Source organism: Ruegeria sp. HKCCA4812 (assembly GCF_013034245.1).
Taxonomy (GTDB): domain Bacteria; phylum Pseudomonadota; class Alphaproteobacteria; order Rhodobacterales; family Rhodobacteraceae; genus Ruegeria.
Genome location: NZ_WQFQ01000003.1, coordinates 81,642 through 101,661, shown reverse-complemented (window position 1 = coordinate 101,661; position 20,020 = coordinate 81,642). Strand labels below are relative to the sequence as shown.

Sequence of the window (20,020 nt, the reverse complement as noted above, 5' to 3'; positions counted from 1 at the left end):
TGGCGCGATGGGGGGCAGACAGCCCCCCTTTGCTGTCCGACTGGGCGCAAAGGGATCAATCAGCGCACCCGCGCAACCGCGAGCGCCTCGGGCAAAGCGGCGGCGAACGCATCCAGATCAGACGCCGGGCCACAGCTCACCCGAATGCACCTGTTCTGCGGTGCCGCGAACGGCATTCGGACAAAAATCCCCTGCGCCACCAGGGCGTCCAGCACGGCCTTGGCAAAGTCCCCGTCGCGCCCGCAGTCAATCGCCACGAAATTGGTGGCCGAAGGCAGGGCCGCCAGTCCGTTTTCCCGGGCAATCGTACCGATCCGAGCGCGCGCCTGTTCGATCTGTGCCTGAACATGCTCCAGCCACGCGCCATCCTGCAAAGCCGCCAAAGCACCGGCCTGCGCGGCGCGGTTCATGCCGAAATGGTTGCGCACCTTGTGAAAGGCCGCGATCAGATCCGGCGTGCCCATGGCATAGCCAACCCGCGCACCCGCCATGCCATAGACCTTCGAAAAGGTTCGCATCCGGATTACGCGCGGATCATCTACACTCACAGGTGCCGCCGTCCCCTCGGGCGCACATTCCACATAGGCCTCATCCAGAACCAGCAGGCAGCCATCAGGCAAGGCATCCATGGCGGCCACGATGTCCGCGCCGGAATACCAGCTGCCCATCGGATTGTCCGGATTGGCCAGATAGACCAGCTTGGCACCAACCTCCGCCGCCTTGGCAAATAGCGCCGAGGGGTCCTCGTGATCACCTGAATACGGCACTTTGTGAAGAATGCCGCCGAACCCGGCCACATGATAATTGAACGTCGGATAGGCCCCGTCCGAGGTGACAACCGCATCCCCGGGCCCGACGATCAGCCGCACCAGATAGCCCAGCAGCCCGTCAATACCTTCGCCCACGACGATATTTTCCGGCGATACGCCGTGATGGTCGGCCAAAGCATGGCGCAGGTCATGGTTTTCGGGGTCGCCGTACATCCAGATCTCTGACGCGGCTTGCGCCATGGCCTGGGTCGCGTGGGGCGAGGGGCCGAAAATGCTCTCATTGGCGCCCAGTCGGGCCACAAAGGACGCGCCGCGCTGGCGCTCTTGCGTTTCCGGGCCGACAAAGGGCACGGTGGCGGGCAGGGATTGGGCAAGCGGGGTGTATCGAGGTCCGGTCATGTCCGCAGATAACCCCAAGCCCGATCAATGAGCAAGCGCGCACAGGCGTTGGGCGCGCTGGAATAGAAGTATGAATAAAGGAGCGCAGATGCGCATTCTCTCGATCGTTTTTCTCCTGGGGCTCGCCTATCTTCTGATCTGGCCGGTCCCGGTAAAACCTGTCGCCGTCGAAATGCCGGAAGATGCCGGGTTTGTCGGGGATTTCGTTGAAAACACGGCACTGGATGCGGCGCAGCTGATCCCCCTGCCGGGTCAAGAGATCGGGCCCGAAGACATCGCCGTCATGCCAGATGGCACGATCTACACAACCAGCCTGTCAGGTACCCTTTACCGTATCGACGGGGCGGAACCGGTCGAGGTTGACCAGCTTGGCGGGCGTCCCCTGGGCCTCAAGGCCGGACCGGATGGCGCGCTTTACATAGCTGACAGCTATCGGGGAGTGATGCGTTGGAACGGTCCGGGCACATTGGACACGCTGGTGGGCGACATCAACGGCGCGCCGGTGATCTACGCCAACCAGCTTGATGTGGCGCGGGATGGCACGATCTACTTCTCGAATTCCTCTGACCGTTTCGATCCTGAAACCATGGGCGGGACCAAACCGACCTCTGTCCTCACCATCTGGGAACAGTCCGATACGGGTTACGTCGCGCGTCGCACACCCGACGGCCGCACCGAGAAAATCGCCGAGGGCTTTGTCTATACCAACGGTGTCGCGCTTTCACCTGACGAGGATTTTCTGCTGATCGCGGAAACAGGTCGCGCACGCGTGCACAAGCTGTGGCTGACGGGACCAAATGCAGGGTGGCAGGAGATCCTGCTGGAAAACCTGCCCGGCTATCCCGACAACCTCGAGGCTCAAGGCGACGGCACCTATTGGATGGCCTTCGCCAGCCCGCGTGTCCCGTCCGAGGCGCTGATGCCGTACCCATTTCTGCGCAAGGTGATCTGGCGGTTAGGTCCGGCAGTGCGCCCCGCGCCGATCCATCGCGGCATGATGGTGCAGTTCGATGGCGACGGTACGATCCTGCGCACGCTACAGGACCCGCACGGCCGCTTGGGCATCACGACCGGCGGCAAGATTGCGGGGGATCAGTTCTATGTCATGACCCTCGATTCCCCGTGGTTCGGGCGAATGCCTGTCAGCGATATGCCCTGACGTCGCAGTGGTATTCGGCATTCTGTCCGGGCATGTTTGTCACGATTGAATTACCGGAGGTCCTCCATGTCACGCGTATCCGTTGCCTATCAAAACCACGTTGCCCATGTCACTCTGACCCGAGGCGACAAGATGAATGCGCTGGATGATGCAATGATCAAGGCGCTTTTGTCCGCCGGGCAAGAGGTCGCCGCGTCGGATGCCCGTGCCGTGGTTCTGTCCGGCGAAGGCAAAAGCTTTTGCGCGGGACTCGACATGGCAAGCTTTGCCAAGATGGCCCATATAGACCCCACGGAATGGCTGATGACCCGCAGCCATGAAGACGCCAACGAGATGCAGGAGCTGGCGCTGATCTGGCGTCGCGTACCGGTTCCGGTGATCTGCGCAATTCAGGGCGTGGCTTATGGCGGTGGCCTGCAAATCGCGCTTGGCGCGGATATCCGTACCGCGCATCCCGAAGCGAAACTGGCCGTGATGGAGATGAAATGGGGCATCATCCCCGACATGGGCGGCATGGTTCTGCTGCCTCGGCTGGTCCGGTCGGACGTGCTGCGGCTGCTGACCTACACGGCCCGCCCGATCGGTGCGCCGCAGGCGGCGGATTGGGGCCTTGTGACGCAATTGTCCGACGATCCGTTGACCGAAGCGTTGGCCATTGCCGAAAACATCGCGGGTCAAAGTCCTTCGGCCATCCGTGCTGCCAAGCGTCTGATCGAGGTCGCTGAAACTCAATCCCGCGCAGACGTTCTGATGGCGGAATCCGCTGAGCAGGTGGAACTGATTGGCAAACCCGACCAGATGGAAGTTGTCATGGCGCAGATGCAGGGCCGCAAGCCCGTGTTCAAATGATCACCGCATGAAGGCCCGCCGTGCGTCGCGGGCCATGTTGTAGCGCATTTCCAGATCGGCGATACGGGCCATTGCGGCTTTGCGCTTTGCCGGGTCCGTCAGGGTCGCATAATCCTGCCGCGCTGTGTCGAGCTGTTTTTTGATGTCGAATTCTTCCGGCATTACGCCTGCCTGCGCCATGATCCGATGGCCGGCGGCGGTGGCCGTATCGCTCAATGCCTCGGATGACCGGTCAGGCAGTGGTTGGCCTTCGCCCTCGAGGCCCTGCAACTGACCCTCGGCTTGGGCTTTCTTGATCTGGCGCTCGACCAGTTTTCCCAACGCTCCAAACATGGCGTCTTCATACTTGCTTTGAAGTGCGGTTTGAACCCGTTTACCGAAAGCGTTGTTTCACAAGATAGGCCATGCCGCCTGCCAGCAAGCCCCAGACCGCCGCACCAAGCCCGAACGCGGTGATCCCTGATGCAGTGATGGCAAAGGTCAGGATGGCCGCTTCGCGCTCGGCCGGAACTTCCAGCGCGGCGGATGTGGCATTGGCCATCACCCCGATCAGCGCAACACCGGTCAGCGTGCCCATCAACAGTGGATCGGCATGAATGGCGAACCCGGTAATCGCCACGGCGAACACCCCGAACAGGCAATAGAACAATCCACCCATCACGGCAGACCAATAGCGTTGCGCGGGGTCGGGGTGGCTGTCCTCGTTCGCGCACATCGCAGCGGTGATCGCCGCAAGGCAGGTGGCGGGGGCACCGAACGGAGAAGACAAGATGCTGGAAATACCCACGGACGAGAACAGTTTGCCAGTCTGCGGCGCATAGCCAAAGCTGCGGATCACCGCGATGCCGGGGATGTTCTGGGTCGCCATCGTGACGATGAACAGCGGCACAGCAATCCCGATGACCGAAGCCACAGAGAAGCTGGGCGTGGTCCAGACCGGAGCCGCGATCCATTGCGTCGGCGCCAGCGACGCGTCCCCGGCGTTCAGAATGACGACGGTTGCTGCTGCTACGACCGCAGCCGGAACGGCAAACAGGCGGTTGATCCGGCCGGCGATGAACCATGTCAGAATTACCGGCAAGGCTTGCCATGGCAGGTCAACCGCTGCCTGAAAGGGCAATATGCAAAGCGGCAGCAACACGCCCCCCAACATGGCCTGCGCCAGGGTCGTCGGTATAGCCGCAGCCATTCGCCCCAATGGTCGCCACAGCCCGGCCAACACGGTCAAAGCCCCTGCACAAAGGAACGCGCCTGTCGCTTCGGCAAACCCCAGCGCAGGTGTGGCGGAAACCGCCAGCAGGGCCGCACCCGGCGTGGACCAGGCCACGCTGATCGGCTGTCGGTACCACAGGCTCAGCACGATGGCGGTCAGGCCCATGGCGATCGCCGCCATCATCAATCCGGACGCCGCCTGCGCCGGGGACGCGCCCATCGCCGCCAACCCCTGCAAGACGATCGGGAAAGAGCTGAAAAAACCGACGATTGCCACAACCAGCCCGGTCGAGACTGTCTGGAACGGTGGGGCTTTGTGCGTCATGACGGCCTCGGAGAAATGTGTTCGCTGATTGCTAACAAGCAGGGGCAGGGTCGGGCAAGACCCGAGCGTGCAAAAGAAAACCCCGCCGTTGTGGCCGCGGCGGGGTTCCGGATTTGAGTATTTGGAAAAAGATGAAGATCAGGCGATTTCGGTCAGTCGGGCCAGCGCCTCGTTCAGTTTCGCCTCTTCCTCTTCTCGGGCGGCGAGGTTGGCTTTGGCCTCTTCCACGACCTCTGCGGGGGCCGAGGCCACGAATTTCGGGTTGTTCAGACGACCGCGCAGGCCACCAAGTTCCTTGGCCAGCTTGCCCTTGGCCTTTTCCAGCCGTTCCTTTTCCGCGCCGATGTCGATGATATCCGCCAGCGGCAGGCCAAAGGACGCTCCGGGCGCCGCGATCGAGATCGTGCCCTTGGGCAGCGTGTCGGCCTTGGTCAGGCTGTCGATCCGGGCCAGTCGCTTGATCAGCGCCTCGTTCCGGTCCCAGGCGGTCTGGCCGTGGGCGTCGATCTCGGTCACCAGCATCGGCACGTACAAACCGGCCGGAACGCGCATCTGGGCGCGGGCCGAACGGGTGTTCTCGATCACCGAGATCACCCAGTTCATTTCGCGATCCGCGTCGGCATCGACCAGTTCGGCGGCGGCATAGGTCGGCCAGTCGGCATGCACCAGCATCTTGGCACGGGTGCCGGTCAGGCCCCACAGTTCCTCGGTGATGAAGGGCATGATCGGGTGCAGCAGGACCAGGCACTGATCCAGAACCCAGCGCATGGTGGTGCGGGTTTCAGCCTGGGCCTCGGCGTCATCGCCTTGCAGCAGAGGTTTGGACAGTTCCACATACCAGTCACAGACCTTGCCCCAGACAAAGGCGTAAAGCCCGTTCGCCGCGTCGTTGAAGCGGTAACTGCCCAGCGCCGCGTCGACCTCTTCGCGCACCCGGGCGGTTTCGCCGATGATCCAGCGGTTCACGGCGGCCTTGGGTTTCAGATCGGCAACGTCCGGCTGCGGGACGGCATCGGTGAAAACCTCGTTCATCTCTGCAAAGCGGACGGCGTTCCACAGTTTGGTGCCAAAGTTGCGATAACCGGTGATGCGCTCGCGCGACAGTTTCAGCACCCCGCCAATCGCCGCCATCGACGCGTTGGTGAAGCGCAGCGCGTCGGCGCCGAATTCGTCCACAATCTCCAGTGGGTCGATGACGTTGCCGGTGGTCTTGGACATCTTCTTGCCCTTCTCGTCGCGGACGAGCTGGTGCAGGTAAACGGTGTGGAATGGGATCTGATCGACCACGGCCAGCTGCATCATCATCATCCGGGCGACCCAGAAGAACAGGATGTCGAAACCGGTGATCAGAACGTCCGTGGGGAAGTAGCGCCGCAACTCTTCGGTCTGTTCGGGCCAGGCCAGCGTGCCGATAGGCCACAGGCCGGAGGAGAACCACGTGTCCAGCACGTCAGGGTCGCGCCAGACCGGGTAAACCAGCTTGGTCGGATCCTGTTCAACGGCGTACTGCGCCAGGCTTTCGGCGAACCGATGGATCGCCTCCTGCTTGTCGGCGACTTCGATCACGGTCGCGTGGCTCAGAGGGCTGGGAATGTCCGCATTGTCGTCAAGAAACTTTTCGGTAACGGCCTCAAAGCTCGCGGCACATTCCATGACATTGCCACGGTGCAGCATGCCGCCTTCGTTCAGCAAACGACCCAATTCAACCAGATCAAGGTCGCCATCATTCTCGTCGTCAATGAAGTCTTCTGCCGACAGGTCGAGACCATACCAAACCGGAATCTGATGCCCCCACCACAGTTGGCGGCTGATACACCAGGGCTCGATATTTTCCAGCCAGTGGTAATAGGTCTTCTCGCCCGACTCGGGGATGATCTTGACCGTGCCGTCCTTGACCGCGTCCAGCGCGGGGCCGACGACCTTGGCGGCATCGACGAACCACTGATCGGTGAACATCGGCTCGATCACCACCTTCGACCGGTCGCCGAAGGGCTGCATGATCGGTTTGCTTTCGACCAGCGGCACCAGCGTGTCGGCGCCTTCCTGATCCGGCTTCAAAGCGGTTGATCCCAGGCGCGGATCATCCGCGCGGGTCATCACAGCCAGACCATCAGCCGTGATCTCTTCCACCACCTTGGCCCGCGCTTCGAACCGGTCGAGGCCGCGCAGATGATCCGGCACCAGATTGATCGCGTCGATTTCGTTCTCGGTGAACGCGCGCCCACGCGCATAGTCCTGCGCTTTGCCTGCCTCTTCGGCATAAGGGGCCCCATCGGCCCGCATCGCGCCCTTGGTGTCCATCAGGCGGTACATCGGAATGCCGCCGCGTTTGGCGACCATGTTGTCGTTGAAGTCATGCGCGCCGGTGATCTTCACCGCGCCCGAGCCGAAATTCGGGTCAGGGTAGTCATCGGTGATGATGGGGATCTGGCGGCGATGCTCTTTCGGACCAACCGGGATTTCGCACAGCTTGCCGACGATGGGCGCATAGCGTTCGTCCGAGGGGTGCACCGCAACCGCGCCGTCGCCCAGCATGGTCTCGGGGCGGGTCGTGGCGATGGAAATATAATCCCGCTCCTCGCGAAAGATCACATTCCCATCTTCATCTTTTTCCAAATACTCATATGTCTCACCGCCCGCCAAAGGGTACTTGAAGTGCCACATATGGCCGGCAACCTCGATATTCTCGACCTCGAGGTCCGAAATCGCGGTTTCGAAATGCGGGTCCCAGTTGACCAGCCGCTTGCCGCGATAGATCAGGCCCTTGTCGTACATGTCGACAAAAACCTTGATGACCGCGTCGTGGAAGTTGGGGCTGTTTTCGTGACCCGTGCGCGGGTCGCCCGCCGCACCGGCCATGGTAAAGGCGTTGCGCGACCAGTCGCAGGAAGAGCCGAGGCGTTTCAGCTGCTCGATGATGGTGCCGCCGTATTCACCCTTCCATTCCCAGACTTTCTCCAGAAACTTTTCGCGGCCCAATTCGTTGCGGCTGGGTTGTTGGGTGGCGGCCAGCATCTTTTCGACCTGCATCTGGGTTGCGATGCCGGCGTGGTCCTGGCCAGGCTGCCACAACGTGTCAAAGCCACGCATGCGGTGCCAGCGGATCAGGATGTCCTGTAGGGTGTTGTTGAACGCGTGGCCCACATGCAGAGCACCGGTCACGTTCGGCGGCGGGATCATGATGCAAAAGCTCTCGTCGCGCGATTTGTTCGCGCCTGCCTTGAAGGCTCCGGCCTGTTCCCAGGCCTTGTAGATCCGGGCCTCGGCCTCGGCCGCGTTGAATGTCTTTTCCATCGCCATGGGATGCGTCCTGCGTCAACAAATTCGGGTCAGCGCCTGCAATAGCGAATGCGCGCGGCAAGGGGAAGGCCTAGTGCGCCTAGGCCATGCCAAAGCGTGCTTTGAAATAGGCGTCAACGCGTTGATAGGCGGGTTCATGGAAGTCCAGCGTCAGCAGCGAATGATCCCTGCCGGGATATTCGACGGTTTCCAGCAGATTGCCGAATGCCTGTTCAAGCGCCCGCATCAGTTTCTTTGGTGCAAGCTTGTCTTCGGAATACCGCATCGCCAGACCGGGGCCTTTCGCGGCCATACCCGCAGAGGCCGCGCCGATGTCTTCAGCGCTCATATGCAGATGGCGGCCCCCGAGGATCGGCAGCGCTGGTTGGCTGGCTACCCCGCCCAGAACGGCGTCTTCTGCCATGAGGGTAAGGGCGAAACTGCCGGTCAGGCACATGCCGATGACGCCCACACCGGCGCTGTTTTCGCGTTGCTTGATCTCACGGGTCAGGGCTCGCATCCATCCTGCAATGGGGCTCTGCCTGCCACGGGCGAAAATGTTGAACTCGCGCCGCACGCAGAACAACCGGGCCATGTTCTTTGCCATTTCAACCTTGCCATAGGTTCCAAACAAATGAGGCAGGTAGACGCGAAAGCCGGATGCGTTGAGCTTGGCGGACAACGCCAGCGTTTCGGGTCCGATCCCGGGCAGTTCCTGAAGGATCAGGATCGGTGGGCCTTCGCCTCCGACATAAACGTCATGTGTGGTCGACTGCCCGCTGGTCATCGGGGCAGAGAAGGGAAAAACGGTTTCATGCGTCCAGCTCATGGCCAAAGGCTAGCCGAACATCCTTTGGGCGCAAACGAATTTCGGTGAACCCCGCTGGACATCGCCGGGTCGCGGGCTAGGCTCGCCCCTGATATCGCGAAGGAGGGCCACCCATGGAAAAGTTCGGCAGAAGCCAGCCGGTGAAACGGACCGAGGATCAACGGTTCCTGACCGGGCAGGGGCGTTACATGGATGATGCGGTACCCGGGAACGCTTTGTTTGCCGCATTCTTCCGCAGCCCGGTGGCGCATGGTGACATCACCTCTCTGGATGTCGATGCCGCGCGGGCTGCCGACGGTGTTCGGCTGGTCATGACGCTGGACGATCTGGCCGCATCAGGCATCGACACGGTTCTGAATGCGGCGGTCTTGCAGAACCGGGATGGGTCCAGGGCCGCTGCGCCGGACCGGCACATGCTGGCCAGGGATCGCGTGCGTTTCGTGGGCGAGCCGGTGGCAGTTGTCATTGCGGATACCCTGACGCAGGCGCAGGACGCGGTTGAATTGATCTGGATGGATATCCAAGAGCGCCCGGCCAAGTTGGACGTCGAGGCCGGGGGCGAGGTCCTGCACGCGGAAGCGCCCGAGAACCGTGCGTTCGATTGGGGGCTGGGCGACGAAACCGCGACCCGGGCTGCCTTTCAGGCGGCCGCGCATACGGTGTCGCTGAACGTCGCCGACAACAGGGTCATCATCAGTTCGCTGGAGCCGCGCGGATGTCGGGCGAACTGGTCCGAGGGGCGCCTGCATTTCTCTTACGGAGGTCAGGGCGTATGGGCGATGAAGGCCCAACTGGCGCAAAAACTGAAACTGGATGCGGACGACATACGCGTCACGACCCCGGATGTGGGTGGTGGTTTCGGTATGAAAGTGATGCCATACCCAGAATATTTCTGCGTTTCCGTGGCGGCGATGAAGCTGGGTCAGCCGGTCCACTGGATGTCCGACCGGTCCGAGGCGATGCTGTCCGACCATCATGGCCGCGATCTGACCTCGCTGGCCGAGCTGGCCTTTGACGCCGATCACAAGATCACCGCCTATCGGGTCCACAGCAAGGTGAACCTTGGCGCATACAACAGCCACTTCGGTCAGGCGATCCAGACCAGCCTGTTCAGCAAAGTGCTGATGGGTGTCTATGACGTCCAGACCACCTATTTGCGGGTCGAAGGCTTCTATACTAACACGACGCAGGTGGATGCGTATCGCGGTGCGGGCCGCCCCGAGGCGATTTACGTGCTTGAACGCGCGATGGACCGCGCCGCGCGTGAACTGGGCGTTGACCCGTGGGAACTGCGGCGCAGGAATTTCATCCGCCCCGGCGATTTCCCCTACACCGCTTCCACCGGCGAAACTTATGATGTCGGCGATTTCGACATGGTTCTCACCCGTGCGGCCGACCAGACCAAAGGGTTCGAGGCCCGCAAAGCTGCGGATGCCGAACGTGGTCTGATCCGGGGGCAGGGTCTCTGTTACTATATCGAAAGCATTTTGGGGGACCCTTCCGAAAACGCGAAGGTCGCGTTTTGCGAGGATGGAACGGTGACTCTTTACGTCGGCACACAATCGAACGGGCAGGGGCATGAGACGGTCTACGCCCAGTTCCTGTCAGATCAGACGGGTATCCCCATGGACAAGATCACCGTCATACAGGGCGATACCGACCGGCTTGCCCATGGCGGCGGCACTGGCGGGTCCCGCTCGGTCACGGTGCAAAGCACGGCCACTCTGGCCACGATTGACAAGATGATCGCCGCATTCACGCCTTATCTTGCCGATAAGATGGGGGTCGAGGAAAATGATGTGAGTTTTGACCACGAGACATTCCGAGCGCCGGGCTCCAACCTGACGCCGACCCTGACCGAAGCCGCCGAGATGGCGCGTGCCGATGGTCGAACGGATCTGCTGCAACATGAGGCCCGCGCCAATCTGGATGCGCGCAGCTACCCGAACGGCGCGCATGTTGCCGAAGTCGTGATCGATTCTTGCACCGGCGAAACCTGGGTGGATCGCTACACGGTGGTTGACGATTTTGGCAATCTTATCAACCCGATGCTGGCCGAAGGGCAGGTGCATGGCGGGGTGGTGCAGGGTATCGGCCAGGCCCTGACCGAACATGTCGTGCACGATGCACATGGGCAACTGCTCACGGCTTCGTTTATGGATTACGCCTTGCCCCGTGCAACCGACATACCCATGATTAAGTTTACCTCGGCGCCGGTTCCGTCAACTTCAAACCCGATGGGGATGAAAGGGTGTGGCGAGGCTGGCACCGTGGGCGCACTGGCCGCTGTCGCGAACGCGGTTCAGGATGCGCTCTGGGACCACGGGGTGCGGCAGGCGGACATGCCTTTCACACCTCACAAAGTATGGGAATTGCTGACGCATGAATCTGTCGCGGCTGAGTAGAAAGGTTCTGGGATGGCTCGGGCGCCCTTTGCGGTCCGAGCATTCCGCCGAGACGCGGCACCGCGAACCGATCAGCCATGTCATCATTCTTGATGGCACCATGTCCACTCTGGAACCGGGGTTTGAAACCCACGCCGGTCAGACATTTCGCCTGTGCTGCGAGATGGGCAGCAAGGTTTCGGTGTTCTACGAGGCAGGCGTGCAGTGGGAAAGCTGGAAGTCCTCGCTGGACGTGATGATGGGCCGGGGCATCAACCGCCAGATCCGTCGCGCCTATGGGTATTTGGCGTCCCGCTACAAGCCGGGCGACAAGATCTTTTTCATCGGCTATTCGCGCGGTGCCTATGGCGTGCGCAGTCTGGCTGGCGTGATCGACATGATCGGCCTGCTCAAGGCGGAACACGCCACCGAGCGAAACATACTGCAAGCTTATCGCCACTATGAATGCAATCCAGACGGCATCGCCGCCAGCGAGTTCCGCCGACGTTTCTGCCACGACGGGGTCGAGATCGAGATGATCGGCGTCTGGGACACGGTCAAGGCGCTGGGTTTGCGTCTGCCGCTGCTGTGGCGCTGGGCCGAAGAGAAGCACGCCTTTCACAATCATCAGTTGGGCCCAGTCACCCGCCACGGGTATCACGCTTTGGCGCTGGATGAGACGCGCGAAGTGTTCGAACCAGTTCTGTGGACCTGCACGCCCGAGTTCAAGGGCCATGTAGAGCAGGTCTGGTTCCGCGGAACCCATGGCGACATAGGTGGCCAATTGAACGGCTACGAAGAGGCGCGGCCGCTGAGCAACATTTCCCTGATCTGGATGCTGGACAAGGCGGAATTGCACGGTCTGACATTGCCCGACGGCTGGCGCGATCGGTTTCCCATTGACCCCCATGCGCCGTCGGTTGGCACATGGCGCAGCTGGGGCAAGATTTTCCTGCTGCGAAAGCACCGCAAGGTCGGGCAGGACCCTTCAGAACGCCTGCATGTTTCAGTTTCGCCGGACGAACTGCCCGGATGGGTCGCGATGCCGAACCTGCCGACACATCCCGCGCAGTGAAAGGCTGCCATGTGCCAGTGACTCCAAGATCACCGGCACTTCAATGTCAGGTTCGAGCCCACTTTACCAGGCTTCACACGCCCTCCGAAGGTCCGTTTTCTGATCTTAGTTTAGGTTCGAGGCAAGGCGATTGCGTTTGGAGGTTGTATGGTTATGTGTCAAAATACGAGAGTAGGTATTGAAAAATGGATTAGATTTGTCGGGTAAAAGGCAACCAACTTGGCTATTTTGGGTAGAGGCCGTCGCCGCAATATTCGGCCTGATTGTGGTGGCAAACGAAGCTCTCGCTGTATTTATTGACGATCAAAGTCCATTGGCGCCGATAATCAAATATTATTCGTTTTTCACAGAACGAGCAATTTGTGATCCAGACGTTCTTACATTGGAGGAACTCGACCTATGTCTTTCAAGAGGTGGTGTGGAGCCCTAGCGCTCTTAATATCAGTCTTTTTTGCGACCGAGAGTAGTGCCGATTGTTGGGATGAATTGAATGCTTTACCAAGTGAAACGACGGCTACTAACAAGGTAAACAAGGTTCTTGAGTGCGCAGTAGAGCAGGGCGTTGAGTTGAACAGGCTCCGCTCCGCTATTGATAATGCGGAAGCTGCAAGTGCCTCGGCAAGTCAAGCAAGAGATGCTGCGGTGGGCGCAGTGGGCGAGATCGCCACGACTGCAAAACAGCTGGAAGATGTGACGCAGCTTCTAGAACAACTTCATAACCCATGGATTCAGGACGAGCGAACGTTCAAACGCATAATGTTGGCCCTTGAGCAGGAGAGACAAGGCGGGCTGGCGTTAATTGATCGGGAGGTAGGGCAGTTTGAATTTGCGATCTTTAGAAACGGTGGTTTTCGAGAGCTAACATTCAGTGAATGGAATGGGGGCATTCGTGCTATGACGGACAGCTACATACGCGGTGATGTATCCGAGTTTTCAGATAGTGCTCAATTCTTTTCATTAGGTGGCAGTCTTTGGGTATTGGGCACAGACGATGTAAACGACAACTGTTCAGGAGAGGAGTTGCGACACTACTACTATCAATACCAACAAACTGGTGTTCATATTAGGAACTCTAATGGATGCTCCGTTGAATCAAGCCCGATCTATAAACGAAAGAGAGTTTTTCAATAGCGCATAATTGCATGCAAGACGCCCAGCCGAAGCTACTCGCCCAGCCATGGACACTTCCCAGCGTGTAGCAACTCGCCGACACGGGACTGCTTAGATTGCATCGTGTAAGACGCATTCTGAAAAAAAGAAAAGTACAAATCTCGGTTGATGGAAAGTTATCAGCTTATGAATTGCCTCAATTGTCTAGTACAGTTAACCTAAGTGGTTACTCTGACCGAAAGCCGCCATTGGGACAGGTGCTGCGGAAGTTCGCTAAGTCCGCAAAGCTGACGCTCCGAACTAAAACACCCTCGCAGCATTCAGCGAGGGTGTTTTCTTTGTAAGAACCCGTTACGCCTTGCGTCGCTCTTGACTATGCAACGCCTCCGGTAAGAGGCGTGGCGAAATGCCTGCGCCCTTTTCACGTTCCATAGACATGATTTAGGTTCTTGTGTTCGCAATTACCGCCGACGATCCCTGCGCGAGCTCATCGGCTGGAAGGCCACTCCCACATGCGCCTCGCAATAGGGTTTGCCCGCCTCAACTGGAAGGCCGCAGAACCAGAAATCCTCGGTCGCGGGGTCGCCCACGGGCCACTTGCAGGTCTTCTCGGTCAATTCCATCAGAGTCAGCTTCTTGGCTTTCTTTTCAACTTCGTTGACCTTGGCCAGCGCCTCGGGGCTGATCTCGTTGGCCGATGGCTGCGGTGGCAGCGGCTGACCGGCGGGGATGATCTGACGGCGGGCCGGAACGACCGGTTTCGCCTCGGCGGTCGGGGCCGGGGCCGGACGCGCCGGTTCGGTCTTGGGTGCAGGTTTGGGCTTGGCCTCGGCCTTGGGGGCGGGCGCCGGTTTTTCTTTCGGTTCCGCCTTGGCCGGGGATGCGCCTGCCGTCCGGTTCGACAGGCCCAGGCGGTGCACCTTGCCGATCACCGCATTGCGGGTCACGCCGCCCAGTTCCTTGGCAATCTGGCTGGCCGACTGGCCTTCGCCCCACATCTTCTTCAGCAGTTCAACACGCTCGTCTGTCCAGGACATCGTTAGCCTTTCAAAAGCGGAAAGCGGCCCCGGATTCGGGCCGCCTTGGGAATTCGTCTCAGCCCCCTATTCTAAACACTGCTGCCCGAGTTACAAGCTGTCTTCGAATCAGGTTGAGGGCAAATCATGCAAAATCCCGCAGATCATACCGCGCGTCGCTTCGGAGCAGTCAACTGGATGGGCCTGTACACGCTGGCGCAGCGCGAAACCCTGCGTTTTCTGGCCGTCTGGACGCAGACGGTTCTGGCACCTCTGGTTACGGCGGGGCTGTTCCTGTTGATCTTCACCATCGCCATCGGACCCAGTCGGCCCGATGTCATGGGTGTACCGTTTGTGATGTTTCTGGCACCGGGGATCATGATGATGACGGTGATCCAGAATGCCTTTGCCAATACCTCGTCCTCGATGGTGATCGCCAAGGTGCAGGGCAATATCGTCGATACATTGATGCCACCGCTGTCCCCGCTCGAGATTCTGCTGGGTTACCTCGCGGGTGGCATTGCCCGAGGCGTGATGATCGCACTGGTGATCTCGATTGCGTTTCTGGTCTTGCTCTCCATTGCGCCTCAGCACCCCCTGATCGCGCTGACCTTTGTTGTTCTGGGTGGGGCATTCATGGGCGCATTGGGCCTGTTTGCCGGTATCTTCGCCAACAAGTTCGACCAGATGGCAGCAATCACCAACTTTATCGTCACGCCGCTGGCCTTCCTGTCGGGTACGTTCTACTCAGTCGAGGCGCTGCCGCCCGTGCTGAACCGCCTGACCCACCTGAACCCGGTGTTCTATCTGATCGATGGTTTGCGCTATGGAATGATCGGAGTGTCCGACAGCTCTCCGTGGCTGGGGATGGCGGTATGTACGTTTGCGACTTTCGTGATCGGAGCCATCACCTGGCTGATGCTGCGCACCGGATATCGCCTCAAGGCTTAGCGCGGCCCGGCTATCGCGGCCGGTTGCACGGGCCGGGATGCAGGCGCACCCGCTCCCGCCGTGCGGGGCAGGCTCTCAGGCGCGGCGCCGCACCGCTTCTCGCCAGACCAGGATCAGCCCGCCGGCCAGGATGGTCGCAGATCCGACCAGACTGATCCAGTCGGGGATCACATCAAAGACCGCAAAGTCGTAAAGGGCGGCAAAGATCAGCGTGGCATAGCTGATAGGGGCCACGAAGGATGCATCCGCCCGCGCCATGCCGTTGACGAAACAGGCCTGGGCGCAGGCCATCAGAACGCCGATCCCCACCAATGCCGCCCACTGCTGCGGGGTTGGCATCTGAAAGACGAAGCTGACAGCTAAAGTGGCGATCAGCACCCCCATTGCGTTGTTGATCAGCAGGATCTGCATCGGTGGCTCGCGCCCGGACAGCTTTTTGATGAAAATCAGCTCCATCCCGATCAGCGCAGCCGCTGCCAACGCCAGAAGGGCGGCGGGCTGAAAGCTGGCGGGGGTCGGGCGCAGCAGGATCATCGCGCCCGTCAAGGCGACAGCCGCCGCCAGCCAGCGCCAAGGACCAACCCGCTCTTGCAGCAGCGGAATGGCCAGCACCATACCAAAGACAGGGTTCAGAAAGGATATGGCCGTCGCATCCGCCATCGGAATGAAGGCAACCGATGCGAACATCAATGTCACCCCCGCCCAGCCAAAACTGGTCCGCCCGACGTGAAGCCCCCAATGGGGCCGCACCAACCGGGGCCGCAGAGTTGCAACCGCCAGCACAATCGCCAGCAGGGCAAACAGAAACCTCCCGTGACTGATCTGCATGGCATGCAAGGGCGGCCCCAACGCATCCGTCCCCAGCGCCTTGGCCAGCAGCGTCGTCGCGGCGATAAAGGCGGTGGCGACAAAAATCAGCGCAGCGGCAAGCGGAGGATTGTGGTGCTTGGGTTCGAACATGGCCAAGCGGTGCGCGGTTGCACAGGCTTTGGCAAGGGCAAAATTCGATCCCTGCAAAATACCGGCTTCCCAACCTGCGCAAGCATCGCTATACGGTCGGCCATGATCAAACATGTGCATATCCAACTGCTCCGACGCCGACGCATCTTTGCGTAACCGGCCTGTTTGATCTCATGTGCCCGGCAAATCGGCACAGACCTCACCAAAATTGTTGACGAACAGGGCCTTCGTGTATCACTCACGAGGCTCATACTACCTGAAAAGGATGATCCCATGATCCCGTCCGTTCTGCCGACCTATAACCGTGCGCCCCTGACCTTCGTGAAGGGCGAAGGCGCCTGGCTGACCGAGGCGGATGGCCGACGTTTCTTGGATCTCGGCGCAGGGATCGCCGTGAACGCGCTGGGCCACGCCCATCCGGCATTGGTGGCCGCGCTGACTGACCAGGCCCATGCGCTGTGGCATGTCTCGAACCTGTACAACATTCCTCAGCAACAGGCCTTGGCTGACAAGCTGGTGGAACACAGTTTTGCCGATACGGTTTTCTTCACGAACTCCGGCACGGAATCCTGCGAACTGGCCGTGAAAATGGCCCGCAAGTATTTCTATGACAAAGATCAGCCCGAGCGGGTCGAGATCATCACTTTCGACGGTTCCTTCCACGGCCGGTCGTCAGCCGGCATCGCTGCTGCCGGGGCCGAGAAAATGACCAAGGGCTTCGGCCCTCTGCTGCCGGGTTTCGTGCATGTGGCATTCGGAGACCTCGACGGCGTGACCGACGCCATCACCGACAAGACCGCCGCGATCCTGATCGAGCCCATCCAAGGCGAGGGCGGTATTCGCCCCGTCCCCGACGCCGAACTCAAGGCGCTGCGTCAGATCTGCGACGACAACGGGCTGCTGCTGATCCTTGATGAAGTCCAGTGCGGCGTCGGCCGGACAGGCAAGCTCTTTGCCCATCAATGGGCCGGCATCACACCTGATATCTTGATGGTCGCCAAAGGCATCGGCGGGGGCTTCCCGCTGGGGGCCGTCCTGGCGACGGAGGACGCGGCATCCGGCATGACCGCAGGCACCCACGGTTCGACCTATGGCGGCAACCCGCTGGGCTGCGCGGTGGGCTGCGCGGTGATCGATCATGTGGCAACACCTGCCTTTTTGGAAAGCGTCAACCGCAAGGCGGGCCTGCTGCGCCAAAAGCTCGAAGCCCTGATCGCAGATCACCCCGACGTGTTCGAAGAGGTGCGCGGATCGGGCCTGATGCTCGGCCTCAAGTGCAAGCCTGCCAATATCGACGTGGTCAATGCAGGTTATGACAACCTCGTCATCACCGTTCCCGCCGCCGACAACGTGATCCGCCTGTTGCCGCCTCTCACCCTGACCGAGGACGATATCGCTCAGGCCATGATCCGCCTCGACAAGGCCGCCCGGCAGATCGAGACCAAGCTCCAAACCGCCTGATTTTCATCTTTTCCCAGATTCTCCGGGGGTCCGGGGGCAGCGCCCCCGGCAACCGACAGCCAGGAAACGAACCGACATGAACCATTTTCTTGATATCCACAAAACCGATTCCACCGATCTGCGGGCCATGATCGATCAGGCGGGCGTGATGAAACAGGCGCGTTTGGGTCGCCCCAAGGCCGCCCCTGACGACGAACAGCCGCTGAAAGATCGCATGGTGGCGCTGATCTTCGAAAAACCTTCGACGCGGACGCGCGTGTCTTTCGATGTGGGCGTGCGCCAGATGGGCGGGCAAACCATGGTGCTGTCCGGCAAGGACATGCAGCTGGGTCACGGCGAAACCATCGCCGACACCGCCCGCGTGCTGTCGCGCTATGTCGACATGATCATGATTCGCACCTTTGATGAAACCATCCTGACCGAAATGGCCGAATACTCGGACGTGCCGGTGATCAACGGCCTGACCGACCGCACCCATCCCTGCCAGATCATGGCCGACGTTCTGACATTCGAGGAACATCGCGGCCCCATCGCTGGCAAAAAGGTGGTCTGGACCGGCGATGGCAACAATGTCTGCGCTTCCTTCCTGCACGCCGCCGGTCAATTCGGATTCGATCTAACCTTCACCGGACCGGCTCAGCTTGACCCGGAAGAGGAGTTCATGGGGTTTGCCCGTCAAAAAGGTTCGAAAATCGTGATCGAAAGGGATCCGCACAAAGCGGTGGAAGGCGCGGACCTCGTCGTCGCGGATACCTGGGTTTCGATGCATGATTCCCAGTCGGCCAAAGAGCGCCGCCACAACATGCTGCGCCCATATCAGGTCAATGCTGAACTCATGTCGCATGCCAAACCGGATGCGCTGTTCATGCATTGCCTGCCGGCCCACCGCGAGGAAGAAGCGACCTCCGAGGTCATGGATGGACCGAACTCGGTCATTTTTGATGAAGCCGAAAACCGTCTGCATGCACAAAAGGCGGTGATGCGCTGGTGCCTGGGCGTCTAAGGGCGTCGACGGATATCCCAAACTTTCAATTTGGCGAGCGTACTTGCGCTCGCCAAGAGGACCAGTGCGCAAAGCGCTGTTTTGGTCACGATTTCCATCGTGCCTTCGATCAGCATGGCGTGAACAAGGCTGCCGACAATCGTCACCCCGGCCAGTGCGGTGTGGCTCAGCCGCCAAAGACGAAAGCGCTGGCGCAGACGTTTGCGGAAGACCCCTAACAGGGCCGCCCCGAAAGCGGCCCACATGGCAATGACACCCCAGGCCGAGAACGGCGTTGGCGATACGAACAACAACGCATCCACCACATCCGGCGGGCTGGTAAGCCACAACCCCGCGACATGGACCACAATCGCCAGCACCAGGGTCAGGCCGATCCAGCGGTGAATGTGGCGGCTCATCACTGCGGATAGGCCCGGAAGGTATCTTCCGGCCAGAAGCGGTTGCAGAAACAGCAGACCCAAGCTCAGAATTCCGGCAAACCCGCCGAGGATATAGGCTGGATCGCGCCAGGCAAGATACGGGCTGCCCGCTGCAGCGATCAGAGGAATCGCAAGGGCGGCGATCAGGGTCGCCCAAATGACACCGGTTCGGATCACCGGGATCAGAGCGGTTGCAACACGAAATGCGCAGCCAGTGTCTTGTCTTTGGAACTGGACATCACAGGCCGCAGAAAAACGGTTTCGAACGCGCCGCTGTCATAGGCCAGATGCCCGTGCGGTTGACCGAATGCAGGAACGATCTGCGGCATTTCCAGGCGGAATTCACCCTTTTCATCCGTCAAGGTCGCTCCATGGCTTTGCGGGTCACGCTCGTGCCCTTCTGTGGTATGGGCCCAGATCTGAATGCGCTGGCCGGGCAGGGGAGCGCCATCGCCCGCCCGTCGTACGGTGCCGGTCATCCAGAACCCGCCGCCACCGATCCGGTCCACGATTGGCGCACCGGGGCGATAGTTGTTCGATCCGCCCCGCATCGAAGGCGTCGGCGCAATCCCGGCTGCGCGGGCAGGCACCAAAAGCCCTGTGGCGCCGGTCGCCAAAACGGCAACACCTTGGGTGATCAGGGAACGACGGGACAGCAACGCATCTGTCATCGAGAAACCTCCAATACGCGATCCAATCTTGTCAGTCTGCGGCTTCCATCTGAAACATAGCATGTTTCGTTCAAAATCCGAGGCCGTGCGCGGTAGGATCCCCGCGCCCTCACGGTTCTGTGAGTGATTCCGGGTCGTCGAAACGAAT

Annotated in this window: 17 protein-coding genes; 8 read left to right on the top strand and 9 right to left on the bottom strand. The window is 60.4% G+C overall.

Annotated elements, in window-relative coordinates:
* Nucleotides 1-59: 59 nt before the first annotated feature.
* Nucleotides 60-1,169: a pyridoxal phosphate-dependent aminotransferase gene (locus GOW04_RS10805; RefSeq protein ID WP_171232559.1), complete on the bottom strand. Its 1,110-nt coding sequence runs from the start codon at nucleotides 1,167-1,169 to the stop codon at nucleotides 60-62.
* A gap of 88 nt (nucleotides 1,170-1,257) precedes the next feature.
* Here GOW04_RS10805 and GOW04_RS10800 point away from each other — a divergent pair, with 88 nt between their 5' ends.
* Both GOW04_RS10800 and GOW04_RS10795 read left to right on the top strand, forming a co-directional pair.
* On the top strand, nucleotides 1,258-2,328 hold the full coding sequence (locus GOW04_RS10800) for an SMP-30/gluconolactonase/LRE family protein (protein WP_171232558.1): 1,071 nt from the start codon (nucleotides 1,258-1,260) through the stop codon (nucleotides 2,326-2,328).
* Nucleotides 2,329-2,394: 66 nt separating this feature from the next.
* On the top strand, nucleotides 2,395-3,177 hold the full coding sequence (locus tag GOW04_RS10795) for a crotonase/enoyl-CoA hydratase family protein (RefSeq protein ID WP_171232557.1): 783 nt from the start codon (nucleotides 2,395-2,397) through the stop codon (nucleotides 3,175-3,177).
* On the opposite strand, the gene GOW04_RS10790 is transcribed toward GOW04_RS10795, so the two are convergent.
* The 4 genes from GOW04_RS10790 to GOW04_RS10775 all read right to left on the bottom strand — a co-directional run bounded on the left by GOW04_RS10790 (nucleotide 3,178) and on the right by GOW04_RS10775 (nucleotide 8,822).
* A complete protein-coding gene (locus GOW04_RS10790; RefSeq protein ID WP_171232556.1) occupies nucleotides 3,178-3,510 on the bottom strand; it encodes a DUF1992 domain-containing protein in 333 nt (110 codons plus the stop codon).
* A gap of 40 nt (nucleotides 3,511-3,550) precedes the next feature.
* A complete protein-coding gene (locus GOW04_RS10785) occupies nucleotides 3,551-4,714 on the bottom strand; it encodes a benzoate/H(+) symporter BenE family transporter (RefSeq protein WP_171232555.1) in 1,164 nt (387 codons plus the stop codon).
* A gap of 138 nt (nucleotides 4,715-4,852) precedes the next feature.
* Nucleotides 4,853-8,014 carry a valine--tRNA ligase gene (locus GOW04_RS10780; RefSeq protein WP_171232554.1) on the bottom strand — a complete coding sequence of 1,054 codons (3,162 nt, stop codon included), beginning with the start codon at nucleotides 8,012-8,014 and terminating at the stop codon, nucleotides 4,853-4,855.
* Between the two features lie 79 nt (nucleotides 8,015-8,093).
* Nucleotides 8,094-8,822 carry a dienelactone hydrolase family protein gene (locus GOW04_RS10775; RefSeq protein WP_171232553.1) on the bottom strand — a complete coding sequence of 243 codons (729 nt, stop codon included), beginning with the start codon at nucleotides 8,820-8,822 and terminating at the stop codon, nucleotides 8,094-8,096.
* 113 nt (nucleotides 8,823-8,935) lie between these two features.
* Between GOW04_RS10775 and GOW04_RS10770 the strand changes: the two genes are divergently transcribed.
* From GOW04_RS10770 to GOW04_RS10760, 3 genes are all read left to right on the top strand, one after another.
* Nucleotides 8,936-11,227 (top strand): xanthine dehydrogenase family protein molybdopterin-binding subunit, encoded by a 2,292-nt coding sequence (locus GOW04_RS10770; protein ID WP_171232552.1) that lies wholly within the window; start codon nucleotides 8,936-8,938, stop codon nucleotides 11,225-11,227.
* On the top strand, nucleotides 11,205-12,281 hold the full coding sequence (locus GOW04_RS10765; protein ID WP_171232551.1) for a DUF2235 domain-containing protein: 1,077 nt from the start codon (nucleotides 11,205-11,207) through the stop codon (nucleotides 12,279-12,281). Before GOW04_RS10770 ends, GOW04_RS10765 begins: the two co-directional genes overlap by 23 nt.
* A 486-nt stretch (nucleotides 12,282-12,767) precedes the next feature.
* A complete protein-coding gene (locus tag GOW04_RS10760) occupies nucleotides 12,768-13,412 on the top strand; it encodes a hypothetical protein (protein WP_171232550.1) in 645 nt (214 codons plus the stop codon).
* 440 nt (nucleotides 13,413-13,852) lie between these two features.
* Here GOW04_RS10760 and GOW04_RS10755 read toward each other — a convergent pair whose 3' ends face one another.
* Entirely contained in the window at nucleotides 13,853-14,428 is a 576-nt protein-coding gene (locus GOW04_RS10755) for a GcrA family cell cycle regulator (protein WP_152457300.1), read from the bottom strand.
* Between the two features lie 126 nt (nucleotides 14,429-14,554).
* Here GOW04_RS10755 and GOW04_RS10750 point away from each other — a divergent pair, with 126 nt between their 5' ends.
* Nucleotides 14,555-15,358 (top strand): ABC transporter permease, encoded by an 804-nt coding sequence (locus GOW04_RS10750; RefSeq protein WP_171232549.1) that lies wholly within the window; start codon nucleotides 14,555-14,557, stop codon nucleotides 15,356-15,358.
* A gap of 75 nt (nucleotides 15,359-15,433) precedes the next feature.
* Here GOW04_RS10750 and GOW04_RS10745 read toward each other — a convergent pair whose 3' ends face one another.
* Nucleotides 15,434-16,318 (bottom strand): DMT family transporter, encoded by an 885-nt coding sequence (locus tag GOW04_RS10745; protein WP_171232548.1) that lies wholly within the window; start codon nucleotides 16,316-16,318, stop codon nucleotides 15,434-15,436.
* Between the two features lie 273 nt (nucleotides 16,319-16,591).
* On the opposite strand from GOW04_RS10745, the gene GOW04_RS10740 reads away from it, so the two are divergent.
* On the top strand, nucleotides 16,592-17,779 hold the full coding sequence (locus tag GOW04_RS10740; protein ID WP_171232547.1) for an aspartate aminotransferase family protein: 1,188 nt from the start codon (nucleotides 16,592-16,594) through the stop codon (nucleotides 17,777-17,779).
* Nucleotides 17,780-17,855: 76 nt separating this feature from the next.
* On the top strand, nucleotides 17,856-18,782 hold the full coding sequence (gene argF / locus GOW04_RS10735; RefSeq protein WP_152457303.1) for an ornithine carbamoyltransferase: 927 nt from the start codon (nucleotides 17,856-17,858) through the stop codon (nucleotides 18,780-18,782).
* Here the strand turns inward: argF and GOW04_RS10730 are convergent.
* Together GOW04_RS10730 and GOW04_RS10725 are read right to left on the bottom strand one after the other, a co-directional pair.
* Entirely contained in the window at nucleotides 18,779-19,375 is a 597-nt protein-coding gene (locus GOW04_RS10730) for a ferric reductase-like transmembrane domain-containing protein (protein WP_371809407.1), read from the bottom strand. The two genes, argF and GOW04_RS10730, sit on opposite strands and share 4 nt — an antisense overlap.
* Before the next feature lie 8 nt (nucleotides 19,376-19,383).
* The gene (locus GOW04_RS10725) at nucleotides 19,384-19,872 is read right to left on the bottom strand and encodes a twin-arginine translocation pathway signal (protein ID WP_171117607.1); all 489 of its coding nucleotides are present in this window, start codon (nucleotides 19,870-19,872) and stop codon (nucleotides 19,384-19,386) included.
* Nucleotides 19,873-20,020: the final 148 nt, after the last annotated feature.

Excerpts from the sequence above, each read along its gene's own strand:
- GOW04_RS10805 (WP_171232559.1), bottom strand. The coding sequence starts at position 1,169 with ATGACCGGACCTCGATACACCCCGCTTGCCCAATCCCTGCCCGCCACC.
- GOW04_RS10800 (WP_171232558.1), top strand. The coding sequence starts at position 1,258 with ATGCGCATTCTCTCGATCGTTTTTCTCCTGGGGCTCGCCTATCTTCTG.
- GOW04_RS10795 (WP_171232557.1), top strand. The coding sequence starts at position 2,395 with ATGTCACGCGTATCCGTTGCCTATCAAAACCACGTTGCCCATGTCACT.
- GOW04_RS10790 (WP_171232556.1), bottom strand. The coding sequence starts at position 3,510 with ATGTTTGGAGCGTTGGGAAAACTGGTCGAGCGCCAGATCAAGAAAGCC.
- GOW04_RS10785 (WP_171232555.1), bottom strand. The coding sequence starts at position 4,714 with ATGACGCACAAAGCCCCACCGTTCCAGACAGTCTCGACCGGGCTGGTT.
- GOW04_RS10780 (WP_171232554.1), bottom strand. The coding sequence starts at position 8,014 with ATGGCGATGGAAAAGACATTCAACGCGGCCGAGGCCGAGGCCCGGATC.
- GOW04_RS10775 (WP_171232553.1), bottom strand. The coding sequence starts at position 8,822 with ATGAGCTGGACGCATGAAACCGTTTTTCCCTTCTCTGCCCCGATGACC.
- GOW04_RS10770 (WP_171232552.1), top strand. The coding sequence starts at position 8,936 with ATGGAAAAGTTCGGCAGAAGCCAGCCGGTGAAACGGACCGAGGATCAA.
- GOW04_RS10765 (WP_171232551.1), top strand. The coding sequence starts at position 11,205 with ATGAATCTGTCGCGGCTGAGTAGAAAGGTTCTGGGATGGCTCGGGCGC.
- GOW04_RS10755 (WP_152457300.1), bottom strand. The coding sequence starts at position 14,428 with ATGTCCTGGACAGACGAGCGTGTTGAACTGCTGAAGAAGATGTGGGGC.
- GOW04_RS10750 (WP_171232549.1), top strand. The coding sequence starts at position 14,555 with ATGCAAAATCCCGCAGATCATACCGCGCGTCGCTTCGGAGCAGTCAAC.
- GOW04_RS10745 (WP_171232548.1), bottom strand. The coding sequence starts at position 16,318 with ATGTTCGAACCCAAGCACCACAATCCTCCGCTTGCCGCTGCGCTGATT.
- GOW04_RS10740 (WP_171232547.1), top strand. The coding sequence starts at position 16,592 with ATGATCCCGTCCGTTCTGCCGACCTATAACCGTGCGCCCCTGACCTTC.
- argF (WP_152457303.1), top strand. The coding sequence starts at position 17,856 with ATGAACCATTTTCTTGATATCCACAAAACCGATTCCACCGATCTGCGG.
- GOW04_RS10725 (WP_171117607.1), bottom strand. The coding sequence starts at position 19,872 with ATGACAGATGCGTTGCTGTCCCGTCGTTCCCTGATCACCCAAGGTGTT.